Below are 21,247 nucleotides of genomic sequence, written 5' to 3' on the forward strand. Positions count from 1 at the left end.
GGTCCGGCTCGTCGCTCTGCCGGTGGTTCCGTGGTCAGTACCGGCCGGGGCGACCGCCCGTCGGCGGGAACGCGAGGCCGGTCGGTGTGTTGAGCCCCGTGGACGGCAGCGTGACCTGTCCGCCGCCCGTCTCCCGGACCCTTACCACCCGGTTGTTGAAACCGTCGGCCACGTAGAGGCCGCCGTGGCAGTCGAGCGCGAGCCCCAGCGGGTCGCTCAGACCGGTGACGGGAACCGTGCGCTGCCTGCCACTGCCCGCGGACACCCTCACCACGCGGTTGTTGCCGCTGTCGGAGATGAACAGGTCCCCCGCGGCGTTCAGCGCCAGCCCGGTGGGTTGGGAGAGGCCGACGGTGGGCACGGTGGTCTGGCCGCTCCCGTGCGCGGACACCCTGACGATCCGGTCGTTGACGAAGTCGGAGATGTACAGGTCTCCGTCGGGGGCCAGCGCCAGTCCCCAGGGATGCAGCAGTCCCGTGGTGGGGACGGTCGTCTGACCGCTGCCGTCAGCGGGTACCTTCACCACCCGGTCGTTGAAGCTGTCCGCGATGTAGAGGTTGCCGACCGCGTCCGCGGCGAGCCCCAGCGGGCGCGACAGGTCGGTGGTGGGCACGGTGGACTGGTCACCGCCCCTCGGCGGCAGCTTCACCACCCGGTTGTTGCCCGTGTCGGAGACATAGAGGTCGCCTGCGCCGTCCCAGGCCAGACCGGTCGGACGCACCAGGACGTCGAGCGGGACGGTCCGCTGACCGCTACTGTCCGAGGGCAGTCTCACCACCCGGTTGTTGCCGTAGTCGGACACGTACAGCGGCGGACGGGACTGCGGGCGCACGTCACCGGCCGACGCCGCGTCCGCCGGTCCCATCGGCACCGCACAGAGCATCAGAAGGCCTGTCACGGCGGCCAGTTGCCGGGTCCACCTCCGTCTCGCGCGGTCGGCGGGGGCCGAGTGCGCGCGCGTTCGTGATCCTGCCGTGGTGCGTTCCACGACTCACCCACCTGTTCTGGACGGTCGGCCCGTTGCCGTACCGACCCGCGGAGACGGTCGGTGCCGACCCACGTCGTGGAGCGGCGCCGCTGGTGCGACGGGCGGACCCCCAAGGGCGGCACAGCCGTCCGCCGCCTGCTCCGCCCGTCAACCGCCGACCCTAGGAAGAGCGGTGCCGAGAGGTGCGGGAGCCACGCCACCGGCCCGCGCGGCGGCCACTCCAATGCCGGTGAACCCGGACGCCGCAATACCCGGCGTGCACCTGGTGCGGGCCGGGGGCCGGGGCTTCGTGATCCGCCCCGGTCGGCGTCCGATTCGGGGCAATTACACTGTGTCCATGACTGACGCGACGACGCCCGAGCCCCTCAACCCCGACGAGGAGGCGTTCATCCGGGCTCTGGGGCGGGTGATGGCCTTCCTGCCTCGTGTCGTCGACGCGGACATGCTCTCGGAACAGCAGATGACCACATCCGAGTACATGGTGATGGTGCACCTCTCCGAAGCACCGGACAGCCAGCTGCGGATGAGTGAGCTGGCCAACGAGTGCGGGCTCTCCCTGAGCGGCATGACCAGAATCGTGAATCGCCTGGAAGCCCAGTCGCTCGTCCTGCGGGTGAAGTCCCCCGAGGACGGCCGGGCATGGCTCGCCGTCCTCACCAGCTCGGGATGGACGCGGTTGAAGCAGACGTGGCCCACGAACCTCGCCAGTGTGCGGCGGCACGTCTTCTCCCGCCTGGAGGGGTGTGACGTGGCCGCGGCCACCCGGGTGCTCGACCGCATCACGTCGGACCTCTGAGGATCCACGGCCCGACACGTTGTGCCGCGGGCGCGGGCCCGTATCCGGCGGGCCTCGCCCGCCCCCACGGTCAGCCTCCGGCGAGCAGGTTCTCGAACGGTGTCGGTGACATGTACGGATCCTCGACGACCGGGGTGTCCCGGCGATCCACCTCACGTGCCAGCTCGCCGGCGGCCCGTTCCGTCCGGTCCGCGAGCGACGCCGCCGATGCGTGGCCGCTGCCCCAGTCCTCCGGCGCGGCGAAGACCCCGGTGGTCACCACGGCCGCGCGCAGATAGGAGAAGAGCGGCCGCATCGCGTGGTCGAGCACCAGCGAATGCCGTGCCGTGCCGCCGGTGGCCGCCATCAGGACGGGCTTGTCCTCCAGTACGCCTTCGTCCAGAACGTCGACGAACATCTTGAACAGGCCGGTGTACGAGGCGCTGAAGGTCGGGGTCACCACGATGAGCCCGTCCGCCCGCGCGACGGTGTCCAGCACCGGACGCAGCTCCTCGGAGGGGTATCCGGTGATCATGTTGTTCACGAGGTGATGCCCGTAGTCGCGCAACTCGACGCTCTCTACGTCGACTTCGGCACCGAGCCGCTCGAGCGCGCGACGGGTCGCGGCGGCGAGGCGTTCGGCCAGCAGGAGGGTGGAGGACGGCTGCCGCAGTCCTGCCGAGGCGACCGCGATGAGACGCCGCTTCACGGCCGGGCCTCCCGGGCCGCCTTCAGCGAGGCGTGAGTCGGTGCCTCCGGTACCCGCGCGGGACGCCCCACCTCGAACTCCTTCCGCAGCACCTGTACGACCTCGCCCAGCATCTCGATCTGCTGGAGCACCGTGCTGCGGGGCAGCCCCAGGGCGTCGACAGCGAACAGCTGGCGTTGGTAGTCACCGTCGGCGTGCTCACGGAACTCCAGGGTGCGCTCGATGACCTGCTGCGGACTGCCCACCAACAGGGCGGTCCGGGCGGCGGTCTCCTCCAGCGAGGGGCCGTTTCCCCACGCGGGCGAGTTGTCGAAGTACGGGCGGAACTCGCGGAGCGCGTCCTGCGAGTTCGTCCGCATGAACAGTTGCGCTCCCAGCCCGACGATCGCCTGGTCCGCCGGCCCGTGTCCGTAGTGTTCGTACCGTCTGCGGTAGAGCCCGACCATGCGCTGCACATGCTCCTTCGGCCACAGCACGTTGTTCTGGAAGAAGCCGTCACCGTAGTACGCGGCCTGTTCGGCGATCTCCGGGCTGCGGATGGAGCCGTGCCACACGAAGGGCGGTATGCCCTCCAGGGGCCGCGGAGTCGAGGTGAAGGACTGCAGCGGTGTACGGAACCGGCCCTCCCAGTCGACGGCGTCCTCGCGCCACAACCGGCGCAGCAGCGCGTAGTTCTCGACGGCCAGGGCGATGCCGTCGCGGATGTCCTTGCCGAACCAGGGGTAGACCGGTCCGGTGTTCCCGCGGCCCATCATCAGGTCGACCCGGCCGTCCGCGACGTGCTGCAGCATCGCGTAGTCCTCGGCGATCTTCACCGGGTCGTTGGTGGTGATCAGGGTCGTCGAGGTGGACAGCACGATCCTGTTCGTCCGGGCCGCGACGTGTCCGAGCAGAGTCGTCGGAGACGACGGCATGAAGGGCGGGTTGTGGTGCTCGCCTATCGCGAAGACGTCCAGCCCCACCTGCTCGGCCAGTTCGGCGTACTCCAGAACCGCCTTGATCCGGTCGTACTCGCTGTCCTGTCGGCCGGTCGTGGGGTCGACGCTGACGTCTCCCACTCCGAAGATCCCGAACTGCATGTCGGTCCTGCTTCCCCTTGAAAAGGCTGACGCGCATCACGAAATTCGTCAGAGGCAACGGATCGCGGCGGGAACGAACTGTCCGGTGATGCTGTACCGCTGCCGGCTGTGACACCCCTGCCGAAAGCGGTGGACGGCCGCCGTCGCGGCCGTCCACCGCGGGTACCCGCCGCTGGCCGAGTGGCTAGCGCAGGGACGCGAGAGCGTTCGACCAGCTCATGACCTGGTCCAGCATCGTGTTGAGCCCGTCGAGGTGAAGGTCGCTGGGCCGGAAGACACTGAAGTTCTCGAAGTCCGTGAACAGGGACAGCGCCACCTGTGAGCGGACGTCGGCCATCTGCAGTTCACCGGCGACGAGGCGCAGGTGCTCGACCGCGCGAGTGCCGCCCACCGAGCCGTAGCTGACGAAACCGATCGCCTTGTTGTTCCACTCGGCGTACAGGTAGTCGATGGCGTTCTTGAGCACACCGGACGTGGAGTGGTTGTACTCCGGCGTCACCATGACGAAACCGTCGAACGAGGCGATCTTGGCGGCCCACTCACGGGTGTGCGGCTGGCTGTACTGGCCCAGCGACGGCGGCATCGCCTCGTCCAGGTGCGGCAGCTTGTAGTCGAGCAGATCGACCAGTTCGAATTCGACGTCGCTGCGCTGCGACGCGATCTCGTGAACCCACTTCGCCACAGCCTCGCCATTGCGGCCCGGGCGGGTGCTGCCGATGATGATCCCGATTCTCGTCATGCCGTCGGTCCTTAATTCGTGAACGCGCGATCGCGCCGGATTTGTTTGACGAGTCAAGCATAAAATAATTGATGCAACAAGTAAATTCAGGCCTCGCGGGGGCGGAGCGGTGTGAGCCGCGGCACCCCCCGTCCACGTGGCGGCCCGCGCCGCCGGCCCTTCGGCGTGACTGCTCCGGCACCCTTCAGGAACGAAGGCCGTGCAGCCGGTGGAGCAGGAGGTAGGCCCGTTGTTCCGCGGCGGCGAGTTCGGTGGGGTCGATCTCGGCCGGCCACAGTTCTCCGGCCGCGGTGTCGTCGGCTTCGCGGAGTTCCACGACGGACATGGCCAGACTCACCTGGACTACGGGAAGTGCCGTGCCGTTGAGGTCGCTCAGTGGGTCGCTAAGGGCCCGCTCGGCCCGCTCGGCGGCTCCCTTGCACGCGGCCAGCGCGCGTTCCACCCGTACCGCGGCCCGGTCGTGGACGATCAGCAGCGCGCAGCCCAGTCCCACGGCGATCCCCACGGCGCTGCCCAGCACCCGGTCGAGAACCAGCTCTCCGGCCGGGGAGGGGGCGGCCAGATCGCTCAGCAGCAGTGCGATCGGGGTGAGGAAGACGACGGCGAGGGCGTAGTTGCGGGCCGCGACGTACTCCAGCAGGAACTCCAGGACCACGATCACCAGCGCGAGCTCCACCGGCTTCGGGTGGGCGGCCAGCACCCCCAGGGCGAGCAGCAGCCCCAAGGCCGTGCCCAGGGTCCGCTGGACGGCACGCTGGGCCGTGGTGCGCAGGTTGACCGAGTGCAGAACGGCGGCCGCGGAGATCGCCGCCCAGTAGCCGTGCTCGAGGTTCAGGACGGCGGCGAGGCCGCCCGCCACGCCGGTTCCCAGCGCCATGCGCAGGGCGGGAACGGCCAGGGCCGCCAAGCGGTCGGGGCCGCCGGGGCGCCCGATCAGCAGTGTCGTCGCGCGCAGCACAGCGGGATCGCCCGACGTCGCGGACGTTCCCGTCGAAGAGGTCGACGAGGTCGAAGAGGGGGTGCCGTCGTTGCGTACATTCGCCGACGGGGTCGGTGCCTCGTACTGGTGGAGCGGTTCGGTAAGCGCCGGAGGGACGCGGCGGCGCCGGTCGGTGAGAAGGCGAGCCTGTCGACGCAGGTGCCGAGCCGTGGCAACCGGGTCTCCGGGAGGGCGCCGTACCGAGCCGATCAGCAGGGTCCAGGAAAGGTCGGTGAGCCGCACGAAGACCGCGTCGCGGCCGGCCGCCGCTCTTCGCGTGGGTGTCGGAGGCGGCAGCCCGAGACAGTAGTACGCGTGGAGGGCGGCCACCGTCGCCGCGTGCCGGGTCCGACCCGGCACGTCTCCGACGGCGGACGCGTCCAGGAGCTCCGCGAGCTTGCGCAGGGCTGTGGCCACCGCCAGGCGCTGCGGCCGGTCCGGATGCACCAGTCGGCCGGACACGGCCAGCAGCCAGGCGAATGCCGCTCCCGCCGCCGCGAGAGCGGTGTGCGGGAGCACCTCGGCGCCCGTGGGCGTGCCGTTGGCCGCCACCGCGAACGCGAAGAGCAACAGCACCGCGCCCAGACCACTCAGCCGTGTGGCGTCACAGATGAACTTGGCCAGTCCCGCGACGACGGCCGTCGCCGCGACGGCCGCCGCGGTGCCGACTCCCCCCGCCCCTCCTGAACCGGCCCACGCCGCGAGGGCCGAACCGCAGCCCACGCACGCCGTCATGGCCACGGCGACCACGGCGAGTACGCGGGCGCGGCGGTCGTAGGGCAGATTGCGGCCGAACGTGGTGGTGAAGGAACCCAGCATGGCGTAGACCGCGAGGTCGGGCCGCCCCGCCTGCACGATCGGCACGCCGACCAGGCCCATGGCCAAGGCGGCCCGCACGGCGAAGAAGAACGCTCCGTCCACGTCGTGCAGGGTCAGCGCACCGCGTGGCGAGAGCGCGCGCCCCGCGCCCACGGCCGCATGCCGCCAGCCGCGCCAAGGCACGCGGGGGACGAATCGGCGCGAAAACGGCATGTGGCGTGTATACCCGTTCAGGCGTCGTCGTGCGGACATCCCGGTCGGAACGGGGCCGTCAGCAGGGAGACGGTCCTCGCGCTCTTTCGACCGGGACGCATCAGGATGGGAAGAGGGATCGATCGTTCCGCACGTGCCAGACCTTTCCGCATCGCTCGAGGAGGCCGCTCGTGGTTGAGTCCCAAGCCGTGATCGTCCCACCGGCCAGGGCCGCCGTGTTCCTTGTGGTCGTGATCGCGCCGGGCCGCGAGGACACCGTCCGGGACCTGCTGGAGGATGTCTCGGGCCTGCGCCGCTCGGTCGCGTTCCGCGCACCCCACGACGAGCTCAGCTGCGTCGTGGGTATCGGTTCGGCGGCCTGGGACCGGCTCTTCAGCGGCCCGCGTCCGCAGGGGCTCCACCCGTTCGTGGAGTTGGCGGGTGAACGCCATCGAGCCCCGGCCACCGCGGGAGACCTCCTCTTCCACCTGCGAGCCCGACGTATGGACCTGTGTTTCGAACTGGCCCGGCTGATCACGGAACGGCTGCGCGGCGCGGTCATGGTGGTCGACGAAGTCCACGCCTTCAAGTACTTCGACGAGCGGGACCTGCTCGGTTTCGTCGACGGCAGTGAGAACCCCGCAGGGCAGCTCGCGGTCGACGCGGTGTTCGTCGGCGACGAGGACCCCGACTTCACCGGGGGCAGCTACGTGATCGTCCAGAAGTACCTGCACGACCTCACGGCGTGGAGCGCCCTGTCGTCGCAGGAACAGGAGCTGGTCATCGGGCGGACGAAGCTGGCCAACGTGGAACTCTCCGACGACGCCAAGCCCGCCGACTCCCACGTGGCACTCAACACCATCACCGACGAGGACGGCAACGAGCGCAAGATCGTGCGGGAGAACATGCCGTTCGGCACCTTCGGAGAGGCCGAATTCGGCACGTACTTCATCGGCTACGCACGTACACCCGACGTGACCGAACAGATGTTGAGGAACATGTTCCTCGGAGACGCCCCGGCCGCCCACGACCGCATCCTCGACTTCTCGACCTCGATCACCGGGTGCCTGTTCCACGTGCCGACCGCCACGTTTCTCGACGACCTTCCCGACGCTCCGGGCGGCACGGCGCCGTCGGACGGGTCGCTGGGTATCGGCAGCCTCAAAGGAGTCCGGACATGACCACGCCCGACAGCGTCACCAATCTGCATCGCGAGCTCGCCCCGATCACGCCCGGAGCATGGGCCGAGATCGAGGACGAGGCACGCCGTACGTTCCGCCGTAACCTCGCCGGCCGGCGGGTCGTGGACGTCTCCGGCCCCGAAGGCCCCGAGCTCGCGGCGGTGGGCACGGGCCATCTTTCCGGCATCGAGGCACCGGCGGCCGGTGTCCACGCACGGTTGCGTGGGGCGCAGCCCCTGGTCGAACTGCGGGTGCCGTTCACGGTGAGCCGCGCGGCTGTCGACGACGTCGACCGCGGGTCCAAGGACTCCGACTGGCAGCCGGTCAAGGACGCCGCGCGCACCATGGCGTTCGCCGAGGACGCGGCCGTCTTCAACGGTTACGGGGCCGCTCGCGTCGACGGGCTGCGCGGGCGCACCTCCAACCCCGTACTGCGGCTCCCCGCGGAACCGCGCGACTTCCCGGACGCGGTGAGCAGCGCCCTCACGGCGCTCCGCCTGGCCGGTGTCCAGGGTCCGTACTCGCTGCTCCTGGGCGCCGAGGCGTACACGGCGGTCAGCGAGACCTCCGACCACGGCTACCCCGTCGCCAGCCATCTCGGGCGCATGCTCGACGGTGAGCTGATCTGGGCGCCCGCCATCGAAGGGGGCTTCCTGCTGACCACCCGGGGCGGGGACTACGAACTGCGGCTCGGTGAGGATCTCGCCGTCGGTTACACGACGCACGACGCCACCGACATCGAGCTGTACTTCCGCCAGACCCTGACCTTCCTGGTCTACACGGACGAAGCCGTGGTGGTACTCGACCCGGCGGCGGGCACCGGGAGCGCCTGACCTGCGGCGGAGACCGGCATCTCCCGGAACATCGTTTTCATCGGGTCGGGGGCCGGTCGGGCGGCGCGATGAGGGGCCGCGGGGGCCGTGGCCCGCCAGGTCAGTCCGCCCCGAGTGCGATCGTCCGCCGTGTGGAGACTCCCGTCTTCGGCAGCCGTACGGTCAGGACTCCGTCACACAGGTCGGCCCGGACGGCTTCGACGTCGACGTCACCCGGGATCCGGATTCCGTAGGAGAACGAACCCGACCGGCGGCGCAGCGCATGGCCGCGCGTCGTGTCGTCGAGCGTTCCCTGAATGTGCAGTTCCCGCCCGTCGATCTCCACGCTCACACACGCTCGGGGGACACCGGGAAGTTCCGCGCGGACTTGGTAGGCGTCGCCCGTGTCCTCCTCCTCGGTCAGTGGCATCCAGTGCCGCGAGGATCCGGCCGACGGCGACGATCGTTCGAGCAGACGGCTGACCTCGCCCCACAGCTGCTCCAGTTCGGCCGCGGGGTCGTGGCCGGCCGACCAGGCCGCCCGTACCGGGCTCGATCGGGTGGTGTCCGTTCGTTCACTCATCACCATGTCTCCGGTCTTCGAGGGGCCCGGACCCCGGATTCGCCGACGGCGGTCAAGCGCGCACGGCTCCCGGTCCGCGGGTCGATCCTCTCCGGGGCGCCGGTAGCGGGCAACTCGTCGGAGCCACCCGTATCGCCGCGCCCACTCCGCCCGGTCCCCGCTCTCCGCACGCCCGCTGTTCGATCTCCGCGGCCGCCCTCCGGTTGCGGTGCGGTGGGCATCGCGCTTGGGTGAGAAGGACCTGTCGCAGCACCAGGACCTGCCATGCCGATGTCGTCGACCGCTCTCGACTCGTCCGATCCATTCAGCGGATCCCTGGACCGGCCCCTCGGCATGCCGTCCGCGTCATCGTCACCGGCGGTACGGAGAGTCCTGATCGCACGGCTCATCGAGGCCGCACCGGCACTCCTGGACCTCGGGCGGCCGGGCGGGCAGCCGGAGGACAGGGCGACGCCGGATCCCGGCACCCTGACACACACGGCGCATACGGGCGTACGGACTCGGGTGCGCACTGGAGGAGGACCGACGCATGGCACACCACCACAAGTCCAACCGAGCGGTCGAGGGCAACCCGGAGGACGGCCACGGCAGGGGGCTGCCCCGGCGCCCCGACCAGGAAGATCTCGCCCAGCGGACGCAACGTGACCGCAAGGACGTGGATCTGCGTACCCGTAAGTCACCGAGTCCGGAGGCCGATTACCAGGCAGAGCGGGACGAGATCGACCGTGAGGTGGGCGCGGGTGAGATCCCGGCGAGCACGGCCCCCCGGAAGGCGCGTGCCCCCTACCCGCCGACCCGTTACAAGGGCTGAACCCGAGTCCGGCCACGGATCACTCACCCACTCACCCCTGTCCCTCGGGAGCCTTCCCGAGGGACACGACCACCGCCGTGATCTTCCGCTCGGGCGTTCTGTAGTGCACCGGGTCCCCGGCACGGCGGCCGAGGAGGGCGCGTCCGAGTGGGCTGTCGGCCGTCACCAGCGTCTGGTCCAACTCCTCGGCCACGTCGCCGATCTGGAAGGTCTCCACCGTGCCGTCGGCGAACCGCACCGTGACCGTACTGCCCACACCGACCACATCGGTGGAGGGGCGGCCCGCGTCGGCCGCTTGACCGAGCCGTGTGGTGATCTCCGAGATGCGCGCGTCCAGGTGCTCCAGGTCGTTGGCGCGCTGCAACTCGTCGGCCTGGTCGGCGTGGTCACCGATTGTGTCGGTGCTGCGGAGGGTCGCCGCCACCGTCTGTCGTTCCGCGCGGATGTCGGCAAGTTCCTGTTCGAGGGCGCGACGGGCGGCTTCGCTGATCGGCGCGGGTTCGCTGCTCATTCCTGCTCCTGAGGGGTGGGGCGCGGGAGGATCGAAAACCGTCCATACTGCCAAGGCCGCCAGCGGGCCCGCCAGTTGAGCCGGTGAGGCGCGGGCCGAGATCTCCGGCCGGGCGGGCGACGCGCTCGGCTCGGCAGGGGCGGTGGGACCGGGATGACGCGGTGTGTCAGACCCGGGCTTCGGCGGCCGCGTCCTGGATGTCCTGTCGGCTGTGGTCCATCAGCTCGCCCAGGTCACCGACCGCGGGATCCATCTCCTCGGCGCGCGGCGCGATCTGCCGCAGACAGGCCGTCGTGGCCAGGGCGAGATCGACGGCCCTGTCCTTTTCCACGTCACCGAGAAGTTCCTCGATTCTGAAGGCGATGCCGGCGAGGGTTTCGTCATCGGTTTCCGGTACGAGGTAACCCTTGAGCCCCGTCGGATAGGGCGTCCGCTCGCGAAGTTCGCGCAACGCGGTGACCACGGCGGCGTTCTCGCTGTACTGGTCGAGGAGGCCCATGAGGACGTAGAGACGGGCCACCAGGCGCGGCACACCGGGAAAGCGGTCCAGCCAGGTCATCAGCTCCCGTTGACCACCGAGATGATCCGTGACCTGCGACGTGATCGAGGCGTAGCTGTTGGGCTGGGACCAGTGGAAGGGCAGCAGCCCCGCCATCTGCCGGGCGAGTTCCGCCTCGTCCTGCTGGGACAGTTCACCGGCGACGAAGCCGCTGACCAGCGATCGGTCGATGCCGAACCCGGCGGGTGGCGTCCGGTGCTCCGAGGTGTGTGACAAGCCGTGGCGCAGGCGCAACAGTTCGTCGCCGATCTTGCTCAGCGGCTTCTCCCGCATGGATCCTCCAGGCCTTAGGTGCTCGTCATCCCGCGTGGCCGCTCCGGAGCCCGCATCAACACCCTGCCGCCCGGGGCCGTGACACGCGCGTCTGTTGGCCCATGCGAGCTAGGGCGTGTTGCGAAAGTCCCGTCTGCCTCGCGACGCCTGGCACGCACTCTCGCCGCACCGGGCGAAAACCCGAGTACGTCCAGTACGCGGGCTTCCGCCCGGCTCACCGAGAGCACGCACCAGACGCCGCGAGGCCCGCCCTCCGGGCGGACGACGGGACTTTCCTAACACGCCCTGGTGCCGTGGCACCAGGCGCCGCTCCGGCGGGCCGCCGCGGAGTGTTCAGGTGGGCTCGCGGCTGAGCGGGACTTCCGCAACACGCCCTGGGGTGTCGCGGGCGGCGGGCGGGCGCGGTCGGTCCGCTTCTCATGGATGGTCGGAGGGATCTGACGGCTTCGGTGTCCGGGCGCTGACCTGGGACGAGGACGTTAGGGTTGTGACGTATGAGCACCTGGTTGCCGGTCTCCGCCCTTCCAAGGCTTGCTTGCGCGGTGGTCGTCGGGGTGGTGACCGGCGTCGCCGTCGGCGTCACCGTCGACACAACGCTGGGCATTCTGGCCGGTATCGCCGCGACCGAGGCCTTCTTCGTCGTGGCGGGCTGGATCGTCCTGTGGCCGATGGACGCGAAGGCGACTCGGCGCCACGCGCGACGTGAGGATCTGCGGCCCGTCGCCGAGGAACTGGTGGTCATCGCGGCCGCGGTGTGCGGCCTGGTCGGCATCGTCGTGCTTCTGATCGGCAACTCCGACCCCACGCATGCGGCGACGGCCCTTGCCGGTGTGTTCACGGCCTGGGCGGCACTCCACCTGATGTACGCCACCCGCTACGCCTACCTCTACTACCCGGAGTCCGCGGGCGGGATCGACTTCAACTCCCAGCAGCCACCGGCGTACAGGGACTTCCTCTACTTCAGTTACAACCTGGGAATGACCTACCAGGTCTCGGACACCAGCGTCTCGAGTCCGACGATCCGCGCCCTGGTGCTGCGGCACTGCCTCCTGTCGTACGTCTTCGGCACCAGCATCCTCGCCACCGCCATCAACCTCGTCGTGGGAATCGTGACCCACTGATCCGAACCCATCGATCCGAACCCACCGATCCGGAGAGGTGCCAGGACGGGTGACGCGGCGCGAATCGCCAGGTCAGGTCCCCTGTGAAATGATGGTTGGCCGCAATGCCCCCGAGCGTGTCAACAGGAGGCTTTCATGTCCTCGAAGCGACGCCGGAAGAAGAGGGCCCGCCGCAAGCACGCCGCCAACCACAGGCGACGACCGCAGTCCTGAGCGCCGAGGAGCGGGGGCTGACGCGCCCCTGCTCACGTCCCGGGTCCGTCGTCGACGGACCCGGGACGTCACAGGCGGACGATGACGAGAGCGATGTCGTCATGGGCGCCGCGGACGAGGCCGAGATCGGCCAGCAGGGCGTCCGCCAGGTGCTCCGGGCCCAGGAACCTGTGGCGCCCGAGGGCCTCGGTCAGCCTGGCCAGCCCCTCGTCGATGTCCTCGTCGCGACGCTCGATCAGCCCGTCGGTGTAGAGGACGAGGGTGTCCCCGGGACTGTAGGGCTGACCCGCCTGGGGGCGAGGAACGTGCTGGGGCCGGGCTCCCAGCGGCGGATCGACCGCCTCGTCGAGCAGCCTGCACGTGCCGTCCGGGTGCACCAGGACGGGGGGCGGGTGCCCCGCGTTGCTGTAGATGATCAAGTGGCTACGGGGATCCACCATCGCCTTGACGACGGTGGTGTTCAGCGCGCCCTCCAGCGAACGGGCGTACAGGCCCAGCACCTCAAGTGCCTGGGCGGGCCGTTCCAGCGCCCGGATCGCGGCGCTCAGGGCGCTGCGCAGCATCCCCATGACGGCGGCCGCCTCCAGTCCGTGGCCGACGACATCGCCGACCGCCACCGCGAATCGGCCGTCGGCCAGGTCGACCACGTCGTACCAGTCGCCGCACACGTTGAGTGAACCTGCGGCAGGGAGATAGCGCACCGCGACGTCCTGATGCCGGGCGAGGTCCGGCGACTGGAGCATGGCCTCCTGAAGCGTGACCGCGACCTGGCGCTCGCGGGTGTGGGCGTTGCGCAGTTCCTCGTTCAGCCGTTGGAGTTCCCGGGCCCGGCCGTACAGTTCGGCCTCCAGGGCGTCACGCTCCGTCAAGTGCTGTCCAGGCCCACTCCATGTGTTGTGCGCCTGGACGAACGCGGTCACGTCCTCCACGCGGTGGATGATCCATGTCACCCGGCCGTCCTGCCCGATGATCGGTGTGTTGATCGGGGACCACCACCGCTCCTCGAAGCTTCCGGGGTGCCCCATGACCGCGATGTCGTACCGCTGGAGCGCCATCGTGTCCGGCGCATGTGAGGCCAGCACCCGGTTCAGCGAGGCGCTCAGGTTCTCCACGCCGTCGGCCTCGGAGTCGTCCGGGTTGTTCGGGAAGGCATCGAAGATGCGCTGTCCGAGCAGGTCCTGTCTGGTCCGGCCCGTCGCCTCCAGATAGGCCTGGTTGACCTCCACGATCACCAGGTCCCGGCCCAGCACCAGATACGGGCTCGGTGTGGCGGCGAACAGGGCCTCGTAATCCATCCCCTGCATGTTCACCGTCTCCCTGTCCGTGCCCCTGCTGCTCGACCTGCCCTTTCACGCTACGGTCCGTCCGGCCGAGGCGCCCCTCAGCCCCGGACGAGTCGTGGAAGCCCCGTGCCGGCCAGGGGCCCTGCCGCTGGCGCGATCGCCTGTCCGTCACGTCCATTATTTGCGGTAATCCATTCGAATTTTGCGCACACTCATGGACTTCCTGCACCCGCGCTTCTAGCCTTCTCGCGTCCGCGCTCCCCCACGAACCCCGAAGGACGCATGACTGTGACTCCTTCCGCCAGACGCAGAACGTTGCAACGCGGCATGTCCGCCTCGGTGTCGCTCGCCCTCGCCGCGGCCGGCGCGGTCGCCGCCGTGGCACTCTCCACTCCCGCCGCCTCCGCGGCCGGGGTCCCCGCCCCCTCACCCGTCGGGATCTCCGGCCGCGGTGCCACCGTGCCGTTCAAGGAACAGGAGGCCGAGTACGCCGCGACGAACGGCACGCTGATCGGCCCGGACCGCCTGTACGGCCGACTGCCCTCCGAAGCCTCCGGCCGTCAGGCGGTGACGCTCGACGCGACCGGCGAGTACGTCGAGTTCACGCTGACGGCTCCGGCGAACGCCATGTCGTTCCGCTACTCGCTGCCGGACAACGCCGCCGGCACCGGCCGCAGCGCCACGATGGACCTCAAGGTCGACGGCAACCAGCTCAAGACCGTCCCGGTGACATCCAAGTACGGCTGGTACTACGGCGGTTACCCCTTCAACAACAACCCCGGCGACACCAACCCGCACCACTTCTACGACGAGACCAGGACCATGTTCGGCTCCACGCTGCCGGCGGGCAGCAAGGTGCGCCTGCAGGTGTCGTCCACGAGCGACTCACCGACGTTCACCATCGACCTCGCCGACTTCGAGCAGGTGGGTGCGCCGATAGGCAAGCCGTCCGGAGCTCTCGACGTCGTCAGTGACTTCGGCGCCGACCCCACCGGCGCGTCGGACTCGACCGCCAAGATCCAGGCCGCGGTCGACGCGGGCAAGGCACAGGGCAGGACGGTCTACATCCCGCAGGGCACGTACGACGTGCGCGACCACATCGTCGTGGACCAGGTGACCCTGGCGGGCGCGGGCCCCTGGTACAGCGTTCTGACCGGCCGCGACCCGTCGAACAGGGCGAAGGCCGTCGGCGTCTACGGCAAGTACGCCAACCAGGGCGGCAGCAAGAACGTCACCCTCAAGGACTTCGCCATCATCGGTGACATCCGTGAGCGAGTGGACGACGACCAGGTCAATGCCATCGGTGGCGCGTTGTCGAATTCGACGGTCGACAACGTGTGGATGCAGCACACAAAATGCGGGGCCTGGATGGACGGCCCGATGGACAACTTCACCATCAAGAACAGCCGCATCCTTGATCAGACCGCCGACGGCGTCAACTTCCACATGGGCGTCACCAACTCCACGGTCACCAACACTTTCGTACGCAACTCGGGTGACGACGGACTGGCGATGTGGGCGGAGAGCGTGCCCAACGTGAAGAACAAGTTCACCTTCAACACGGTGGTCCTGCCGATCCTCGCCAACAACATCGTGACGTACGGCGGCAAGGACATCACGATCTCCGACAACGTCATGGCGGACACCCTCACCAACGGTGGTGGCCTGCACATCGCCAACCGCTATCCCGGCGTCAACTCCGGTCAGGGCACCGCGGTCTCGGGAACCATCACGGCAGCCCGCAACACCCTGATCCGAACCGGGAACGACGACTACAACTGGCAGTTCGGCGTCGGCGCGGTCTGGTTCAGCGGGCTCAACGAACCGGTCGACGCGACCATCAACGTCACCGACAGCGAGATCCTGGACAGTTCGTACGCCGCGATCATGCTGATCGAGGGGGCGACACGAGGTCTCCACTTCGACCATGTACGGATCGACGGGGCCGGTACCTACGCCCTCCAGATCCAGGCTCCGGGCACGGCGTCGTTCAGCGACGTGACGGCCACCAACATCGGCCAGTCCAATCCGATTCACAACTGCATCGGGTCCGGGTTCGAGATCACCCGCGGTGCCGGCAACAGCGGCTGGTACGCCGACCCTCCGGTCTGCACCGGTACGTGGCCCGATCCGAAGTGGACCAACGGGGGAGTACCGGGCGGAGGCACACCGCCGCCGACGGACCCGCCCACCGACCCACCGACCGAGCCCCCGACGGACCCCACCGTCAACATCGCCAAGAACCGGCCTGTCACCGAAACCAGCCACACCGACGTCTACCCTGCGTCCAACACCGTGGACGGCAACGCCAACACCTACTGGGAGAGCGCGAACAACGCCTTCCCCCAGTCGGTCACGGTCGACCTCGGCGCCTCCAAGGCGGTGAGGCGTGTCGTCCTCAAACTGCCCCCGGCGTCCGCCTGGGCCGGCCGCACCCAGACCCTGAGCATCCTGGGCAGCACCGACAACACCGCCTACACCACGCTCAAATCCTCGGCGGCCTACACGTTCGATCCGGCGAGCGGGAACACCGCGACCGTCACCCTGCCCGGCAGCTCGACCCGCTATCTGAGGGTCACCCTCACGGGCAACACCGGTTGGCCGGCCGCGCAGTTGTCGGAACTGGAGGCCTACACCGGCTAGGACGCACCTGGACAGACCGCAGGTCTGTCGGAACGACCCGGTCGGCGCCAGGCGCGGACCGCCGCTTCCCGGCAGGAAGCGGCGGTCCCGTCCGCCGGACGGGGCGGGTCACCTCACTCGGCACGCCTGTGGGCCACATAGACGGTGTTGGCCGCGGTGCCGCCTTGGAGGGGATTGTCGAAATCGACCACGTGCGCGGCGGTCTCCACGAACACCTCCGCGAGCACCGAGCCGAACTCGCTGTCCGGCGGGTCGTTCGACCACAGGGCGAACACGCCTCCGGGATACAGGAGTTCCGCCAGGGCGGTCAGCCCCTCCCGGCCGTAGAGCGCGGCGTGGCCGGGGTGCAGCACATGACGCGGTGAGTGGTCGACGTCCAGCAGGATCGCGTGGAAGCGGCGCCCGGGAGTCTCCGGGTCCAGCCCGCGCGCGGCCTCGCCGGCCGCGTCCCGCGCGTCCTCCGCCTGGGGACCGTCCGCGGGTACCGGGCCGCCCGCCGCCGCGCTTCCCGCGGCCATCGCGAAGAAGTCTCCGCGCACCAGTCGGCACCGGGGGTCCGACGCCAGGCCGGCGCCGAGCGGTACGAGGCCGCGCCGGTGCCAGTCGATCACCTCGGCCAGGGCGTCGACCACGATCAGCGAACCCACCCGCGGGTCGTCCAGCGCCGCCCTGGCCGTGTACCCGAGACCGAGCCCGCCCACGGCGACGTCGAGCGGGCCCTCGGGCAGTTCCGCCAGACCGAGGCGGGCCAGCTCGACCTCGCCCTCGGTGAAGAGGCTCGACATCAGGTATTCGTCGCCGAGCTTGACCTCGTACACGTCCTCTCCTGACACCGGGTGCCGGCGACGACGCAGACTGATCTCGCCCATGGGCGTCGACCGCCAGTCGATCTCCTCGAAACGTACGCTCATCCGGTGTTCTTCTCCGCTTCCTGGTCCACTGGCGGCGGGCGGTCGGGCCGCGCCACAGGTAGGTACCGTACTGGCCGGAACCGGATGATCGTGTACGGCGAGCACCGGTCGCGCGCCAGGTAGCGGAGCACGCGACACACGTCGTCGGCGGGACGCTCGTGCGGGACGGCGGGGAAGGGCGCAGGCCACCGCGGAGGCCCTGTCGGCGAGCGGCTTGACGGGAAACGGCGCACTTCGGTCGTGTCCGTCGCGACCGCGACGCTGCCATGCACCACCGACAACGCCTCCGTCCGCCAGGGGAGTTGGTGCACCGTGCGGAGATGTCGGGTCGTCGAAGCCGCTGAGTCGCCGCCCGTCCGCCACGCGGGTTCCGTGCCGTGCTTCTGCTTCCGGGACCCCCCGTCGGGGCTCGGTATGCAGACCGGATGAGGCTGCTGCCAGGCACCTACACTGTGTTCATGGCGGACGCGATCAAGCCTGAGCAGACGGTCAAGCCCCTCACCGTTGACGAGGAGGCGTTCCTGCGGGCCCTCGGCAGAGTGACGGCGACCCTGTCTCGCGCCGTCGACGCCGACATGCTCATGGAGCAACCGATCAGCGGCACCGAGTACACGGTACTGGTGCACCTCTCCGAGGCCCCCGACGCCCAACTGCGCATGAGTGACCTGGCGAACACGTGCGGAATGTCGGTGAGCGGCATGACCAGAGTGGTGAACCGCCTGGAGTCGCAGTCGCTCGTGCTGCGCAAGAGGTGCCCGAACGACGGACGCGGGTGGCTCGCTTCCTTGACCACTGCGGGACGGACGCGCCTCGAGCAGGCCTGGCCGACGAATCTCGCGAGTGCGCGGCGTCACGTCTTCTCCCGCCTGGAGGGATGCGACATCGCCGCGGCCGCCCGGGTGCTGGAGCGTATAGCCCCCCGATGAGGACGCGGCCCGCCCTTGGCGACCCCTCTCCCGGCTGATGAGTACGTCGACGGCCCGCCTTGCCCTGGGCCGAGGGCGAGGGTGTCGGTGCCGAGACGACATGCGTGGCGCGACCGGAGGCGTCGATGCGCCGCGCGACACGGCCCTGCGCACCATGGCCGGACGGTTCGCCACCGCCACCGGATGCTCCGTGGCCGACCGGGTCCCGCCCCCGCGCAACGGCGACGGCCGCCTGAGCGACCATGGCATCGAGAGGATCGTCCTCGATCTCCGTGTCCACCGGATCCTGGAAGGAACCAACGAGAACATGCGCGTCAACGTGGCCCGCGGCCTGATGGGGGTGTTCGGATGACCGGCGCCCACGACGCCGGGGCGGTCACCGGCACCGACGACTCCGTACTCCTGCGTACCGAGGGGCGCGCCGCGTACCTCACCCTCAACCGGCCCCGGGCGCTCAACGCCCTCACCCACACCATGGTCCGCCGCATCGACTCGGCGCTCACGGTCTGGGAACACGACCCGGCCGTGGAGACCGTCGTCGTGACCGGCGCGGGGGAGCGGGGCCTGTGCGCGGGCGGCGACATCCGCGCCATCCACGACGACGCCCGGAACGGGGACGGCGCGGCGTCGATGGCCTTCTGGCGCGACGAGTACCGGCTCAACGCCCGTATCGCGCGCTACCCGAAACCGTATGTCGCCGTGATGGACGGCATCGTGATGGGCGGCGGCGTCGGTGTCTCCGCGCACGGCAGCGTACGGATCGCCACCGAGCGTTCCCGGATCGCGATGCCCGAGACCGGTATCGGCTTCGTCCCGGACGTGGGCGGCACCTACCTCCTCGCTCTCGCGCCCGGCGAACTGGGCACACACCTGGCGCTGACCGGAACCCCGGTGGGCGCGGGCGACGCCCTGCTGTGCGGGCTGTCCGACCAGTACGTGCCGTCCGACTCCCTGCCACGACTCGTCCAGGACCTCGCTCACGCGCCGGTACGGGAAGTTCTGGGCCGTCACGTCAGGGACGCGCCGCCCGGGGGCCTCGCGGAAGCACGGCGCTGGATCGACGCCTGTTACTCCGCCCGCACCGTCGAGGAGATCGTGGGCCGCTTGCTGGATCACGGGGACAGCGCGGCCAAGGAGGCCGCCGAGACCCTGCTCACCAAGTCACCCACCGCCCTCAAGGTCACCCTCGCCGCGATGCGCGGAGCCCGTCGGCCCGGCTCCCTGGAGGAGGTGCTCGACCAGGAATACCGCGTCTCCTGCGCGGCACTCACCGAACCGGACCTCGTGGAGGGCATCCGGGCCCAGGTCATCGACAAGGACCGCGAACCGCGTTGGTCGCCGCCGACGCTCGCCGAGGTCTCCGACGCGGACGTCGCACGCTTCTTCACCCCGCTCGGCGAGCGTGAACTCGGCCTTGCCGCACCCGACATCACGCGGGAGGCGCCCAGGTGAGCCGGGCCGTCGCGTTCATCCAGCAGGGGGCGTACGGGTGGCCCATGAGCGTCTTCGCCGGGAAGCGGTCGGCCCGCTTCCCCCACCGCTGACCCACAGGTCACGGCGGCCGCCCCGCCTGGCGAGACGAAGATCACGGCGGCGGGGACGGTCTTGGCCATGAACCCGACACGCGGTACGGTCAGTGCGATATCGACGACGGCATGGCGGAAGCCGGTGGAAATCCGGCACGGTCGCGCCACTGTGAACGAGACCCCCTCCGCAGGGGGTCTCTCAAGTCAGACCCGCAGCTGTCGTCCTGTGCACCACCGAGATGGGACGCGAACTCCCGAGGAGGTCCTGCCATGGCGCAGACCGTCGCTCCGCCGACAGCCACCCCGATCCCCGCCAAACTGCCGATCGGCACGATCGTCCCCTGGGCGGTCTTCTTCGGCATCCTGATGCTGGTCATGCTCTATTTCGTCGGCGCCGAGCAGGGCGCCACCTCCGTCGTCTCCGGCGAGGACGTTCACGAGTGGGTGCACGACGCCCGCCACCTCCTCGGCTTCCCCTGCCACTGACGAGGGACACCGCGCACCCATGAACTCCGCAACTGTCAGAAACCTTCTCGTGCGGGGCATGCTCGCCGGCCTCGCCGCCGGTGTGCTGGCCCTCGTCGTCGCCTACTTCCTGGGCGAGCCCAGCGTCGACGATGCCATCGGATTCGAAGAGGCCCACGCCCCGGCACACGGGCACGAGGTCGAGATCGTCAGCCGTAGCCTTCAGTCCACCGGCGGCCTCGCCACCGGCGTGCTGATCTACGGAGTGGCCTTCGGCGGCATCGCCGCCCTCGCGTACTGCTTCGCACTCGGCCGCGTCGGCCGCTTCAGCCCGCGCGCGACCGCGCTGCTGCTGTCCGGCTGCGCGCTGCTCGCGGTGTACGTCGTGCCGTTCCTGAAGTACCCGGCCAACCCGCCGTCCGTCGGCGACCCCGACACCATCGGCAAGCGCACGACGCTGTACTTCCTGATGATGGTGCTGAGTGTGCTGCTCGCGGTCGCCGCCGTGATCCTCGGCAAGCGGCTCGCACCCCGTTGGGGCACTTGGTACGCCACCGTCGCCGCGGTCGTCTTCTTCGCTCTCGTGATCGGAATCGCGTACGAGTTCCTCCCGGTCATCAACGAGGTCCCGAAGGACTTCCCGGCCACCTTGCTGTGGCGGTTCCGTACCTCGGCCCTCGCCATCCAGCTCACGCTGTGGACCGGCTTCGGCCTGGTCTTCGGGGAGTTGGCGCAGCGCCTGCTGGCCCCGCGGCCGGCGGCGGTCCCCGCGGGAGCAACTCCCGTACCGAACTGACCCATTGACGCAGAGATGACCTACCGAGATCGCCCGCTGAGTCATCAGCGGGCGATCTCGCGCAGAGGGCCCACCGGAACCATCCGGGGGCCCTCTCGCGGTCTCCCCAAATCCACGACTTGCGACAGGCGATCGGAGGCCGGAGCGCCCGGGTGCGAGTGCCGGCGCAGCAGGTGAAGCGGACCGAGGAACTGCTGCGGGATCTCTAGGCACTGGCCGGTCGTCCCCCTGAAGGCGGCGCCGGCCCGTGCGTGCTGGGCGGCGACACGACATCGTGTCCCCGCCCACGGACGGACACGAGCGTCCCGCGACCGGGCCGCTCGGCCAGGGCGGAAACGGACCAGGAGTGTCTG

General features: G+C 69.8%; 21 protein-coding genes and 1 riboswitch. Of the genes, 11 read left to right on the top strand and 10 right to left on the bottom strand.

The features are described from left to right. Positions 1 to 34: 34 nt before the first annotated feature. Positions 35 to 865, bottom strand: coding sequence for an SMP-30/gluconolactonase/LRE family protein (locus HEP85_RS43045; RefSeq protein ID WP_248002579.1), 831 nt, complete (start codon positions 863 to 865; stop codon positions 35 to 37). A 460-nt stretch (positions 866 to 1,325) separates the two neighbouring features. Here HEP85_RS43045 and HEP85_RS43050 point away from each other — a divergent pair, with 460 nt between their 5' ends. Beyond that, positions 1,326 to 1,784: a MarR family winged helix-turn-helix transcriptional regulator gene (locus HEP85_RS43050; protein ID WP_168532949.1), complete on the top strand. Its 459-nt coding sequence runs from the start codon at positions 1,326 to 1,328 to the stop codon at positions 1,782 to 1,784. 70 nt (positions 1,785 to 1,854) lie between these two features. On the opposite strand, the gene HEP85_RS43055 is transcribed toward HEP85_RS43050, so the two are convergent. The 4 genes from HEP85_RS43055 to HEP85_RS43070 all read right to left on the bottom strand — a co-directional run bounded on the left by HEP85_RS43055 (position 1,855) and on the right by HEP85_RS43070 (position 6,301). Further along, positions 1,855 to 2,472 carry an FMN reductase gene (locus HEP85_RS43055; protein ID WP_168532951.1) on the bottom strand — a complete coding sequence of 206 codons (618 nt, stop codon included), beginning with the start codon at positions 2,470 to 2,472 and terminating at the stop codon, positions 1,855 to 1,857. After that, positions 2,469 to 3,551 (bottom strand): CE1758 family FMN-dependent luciferase-like monooxygenase, encoded by a 1,083-nt coding sequence (locus HEP85_RS43060; protein ID WP_168532953.1) that lies wholly within the window; start codon positions 3,549 to 3,551, stop codon positions 2,469 to 2,471. Before HEP85_RS43060 ends, HEP85_RS43055 begins: the two co-directional genes overlap by 4 nt. Positions 3,552 to 3,735: 184 nt before the next feature. Further along, positions 3,736 to 4,290, bottom strand: coding sequence for an NADPH-dependent FMN reductase (locus HEP85_RS43065; protein ID WP_168532955.1), 555 nt, complete (start codon positions 4,288 to 4,290; stop codon positions 3,736 to 3,738). A 184-nt stretch (positions 4,291 to 4,474) separates the two neighbouring features. Continuing rightward, positions 4,475 to 6,301 (bottom strand): FUSC family protein, encoded by a 1,827-nt coding sequence (locus HEP85_RS43070; protein ID WP_168532957.1) that lies wholly within the window; start codon positions 6,299 to 6,301, stop codon positions 4,475 to 4,477. A gap of 170 nt (positions 6,302 to 6,471) precedes the next feature. On the opposite strand from HEP85_RS43070, the gene HEP85_RS43075 reads away from it, so the two are divergent. Together HEP85_RS43075 and HEP85_RS43080 are read left to right on the top strand one after the other, a co-directional pair. Continuing rightward, positions 6,472 to 7,461: a Dyp-type peroxidase gene (locus HEP85_RS43075; RefSeq protein ID WP_168532959.1), complete on the top strand. Its 990-nt coding sequence runs from the start codon at positions 6,472 to 6,474 to the stop codon at positions 7,459 to 7,461. Continuing rightward, positions 7,458 to 8,294 (top strand): family 1 encapsulin nanocompartment shell protein, encoded by an 837-nt coding sequence (locus HEP85_RS43080; protein WP_168532961.1) that lies wholly within the window; start codon positions 7,458 to 7,460, stop codon positions 8,292 to 8,294. The genes HEP85_RS43075 and HEP85_RS43080 overlap by 4 nt, the downstream gene beginning before the upstream one ends. Before the next feature lie 100 nt (positions 8,295 to 8,394). On the opposite strand, the gene HEP85_RS43085 is transcribed toward HEP85_RS43080, so the two are convergent. After that, entirely contained in the window at positions 8,395 to 8,856 is a 462-nt protein-coding gene (locus HEP85_RS43085; RefSeq protein ID WP_168532963.1) for an Hsp20/alpha crystallin family protein, read from the bottom strand. 529 nt (positions 8,857 to 9,385) lie between these two features. Between HEP85_RS43085 and HEP85_RS43090 the strand changes: the two genes are divergently transcribed. Beyond that, positions 9,386 to 9,667: a hypothetical protein gene (locus tag HEP85_RS43090; protein ID WP_168532965.1), complete on the top strand. Its 282-nt coding sequence runs from the start codon at positions 9,386 to 9,388 to the stop codon at positions 9,665 to 9,667. 31 nt (positions 9,668 to 9,698) lie between these two features. Here the strand turns inward: HEP85_RS43090 and HEP85_RS43095 are convergent, their stop codons facing one another. Beyond that, the gene (locus tag HEP85_RS43095; RefSeq protein ID WP_168532967.1) at positions 9,699 to 10,178 is read right to left on the bottom strand and encodes a GreA/GreB family elongation factor; all 480 of its coding nucleotides are present in this window, start codon (positions 10,176 to 10,178) and stop codon (positions 9,699 to 9,701) included. Between the two features lie 166 nt (positions 10,179 to 10,344). After that, positions 10,345 to 11,010: a hypothetical protein gene (locus HEP85_RS43100; protein ID WP_168532969.1), complete on the bottom strand. Its 666-nt coding sequence runs from the start codon at positions 11,008 to 11,010 to the stop codon at positions 10,345 to 10,347. A gap of 494 nt (positions 11,011 to 11,504) precedes the next feature. Here HEP85_RS43100 and HEP85_RS43105 point away from each other — a divergent pair, with 494 nt between their 5' ends. Next, complete coding sequence (locus HEP85_RS43105; protein ID WP_168532971.1) at positions 11,505 to 12,131, top strand: DUF1345 domain-containing protein; 627 nt, start codon at positions 11,505 to 11,507, stop codon at positions 12,129 to 12,131. A gap of 281 nt (positions 12,132 to 12,412) precedes the next feature. On the opposite strand, the gene HEP85_RS43110 is transcribed toward HEP85_RS43105, so the two are convergent. Next, entirely contained in the window at positions 12,413 to 13,648 is a 1,236-nt protein-coding gene (locus tag HEP85_RS43110) for a PP2C family protein-serine/threonine phosphatase (protein ID WP_168532973.1), read from the bottom strand. Between the two features lie 261 nt (positions 13,649 to 13,909). Between HEP85_RS43110 and HEP85_RS43115 the strand changes: the two genes are divergently transcribed. Next, the gene (locus tag HEP85_RS43115; RefSeq protein ID WP_211118182.1) at positions 13,910 to 16,270 is read left to right on the top strand and encodes a discoidin domain-containing protein; all 2,361 of its coding nucleotides are present in this window, start codon (positions 13,910 to 13,912) and stop codon (positions 16,268 to 16,270) included. A 113-nt stretch (positions 16,271 to 16,383) separates the two neighbouring features. On the opposite strand, the gene HEP85_RS43120 is transcribed toward HEP85_RS43115, so the two are convergent. Further along, positions 16,384 to 17,181 carry a spermidine synthase gene (locus HEP85_RS43120; protein WP_329524899.1) on the bottom strand — a complete coding sequence of 266 codons (798 nt, stop codon included), beginning with the start codon at positions 17,179 to 17,181 and terminating at the stop codon, positions 16,384 to 16,386. A gap of 458 nt (positions 17,182 to 17,639) precedes the next feature. Here HEP85_RS43120 and HEP85_RS43125 point away from each other — a divergent pair, with 458 nt between their 5' ends. The 5 genes from HEP85_RS43125 to HEP85_RS43145 all read left to right on the top strand — a co-directional run bounded on the left by HEP85_RS43125 (position 17,640) and on the right by HEP85_RS43145 (position 20,894). After that, positions 17,640 to 18,107, top strand: coding sequence for a MarR family winged helix-turn-helix transcriptional regulator (locus tag HEP85_RS43125; protein ID WP_168532975.1), 468 nt, complete (start codon positions 17,640 to 17,642; stop codon positions 18,105 to 18,107). Positions 18,108 to 18,144: 37 nt separating this feature from the next. Beyond that, positions 18,145 to 18,459 (top strand): acyl-CoA dehydrogenase family protein, encoded by a 315-nt coding sequence (locus HEP85_RS43130; RefSeq protein ID WP_168532977.1) that lies wholly within the window; start codon positions 18,145 to 18,147, stop codon positions 18,457 to 18,459. Next, entirely contained in the window at positions 18,456 to 19,559 is a 1,104-nt protein-coding gene (locus HEP85_RS43135; protein ID WP_168532979.1) for an enoyl-CoA hydratase/isomerase family protein, read from the top strand. The genes HEP85_RS43130 and HEP85_RS43135 overlap by 4 nt, the downstream gene beginning before the upstream one ends. Positions 19,560 to 19,724: 165 nt before the next feature. Further along, positions 19,725 to 19,866: riboswitch (cobalamin riboswitch) on the top strand. A 37-nt stretch (positions 19,867 to 19,903) separates the two neighbouring features. Continuing rightward, positions 19,904 to 20,119, top strand: coding sequence for a CbtB-domain containing protein (locus HEP85_RS43140; RefSeq protein WP_168532981.1), 216 nt, complete (start codon positions 19,904 to 19,906; stop codon positions 20,117 to 20,119). A 19-nt stretch (positions 20,120 to 20,138) separates the two neighbouring features. Continuing rightward, positions 20,139 to 20,894, top strand: a complete 756-nt coding sequence (locus HEP85_RS43145) for a CbtA family protein (RefSeq protein WP_168532983.1) — start codon at positions 20,139 to 20,141, stop codon at positions 20,892 to 20,894. Positions 20,895 to 21,247: the final 353 nt, after the last annotated feature.

Source organism: Streptomyces sp. RPA4-2 (assembly GCF_012273515.2).
GTDB classification, from domain to species: Bacteria; Actinomycetota; Actinomycetes; order Streptomycetales; family Streptomycetaceae; genus Streptomyces; species Streptomyces kaempferi.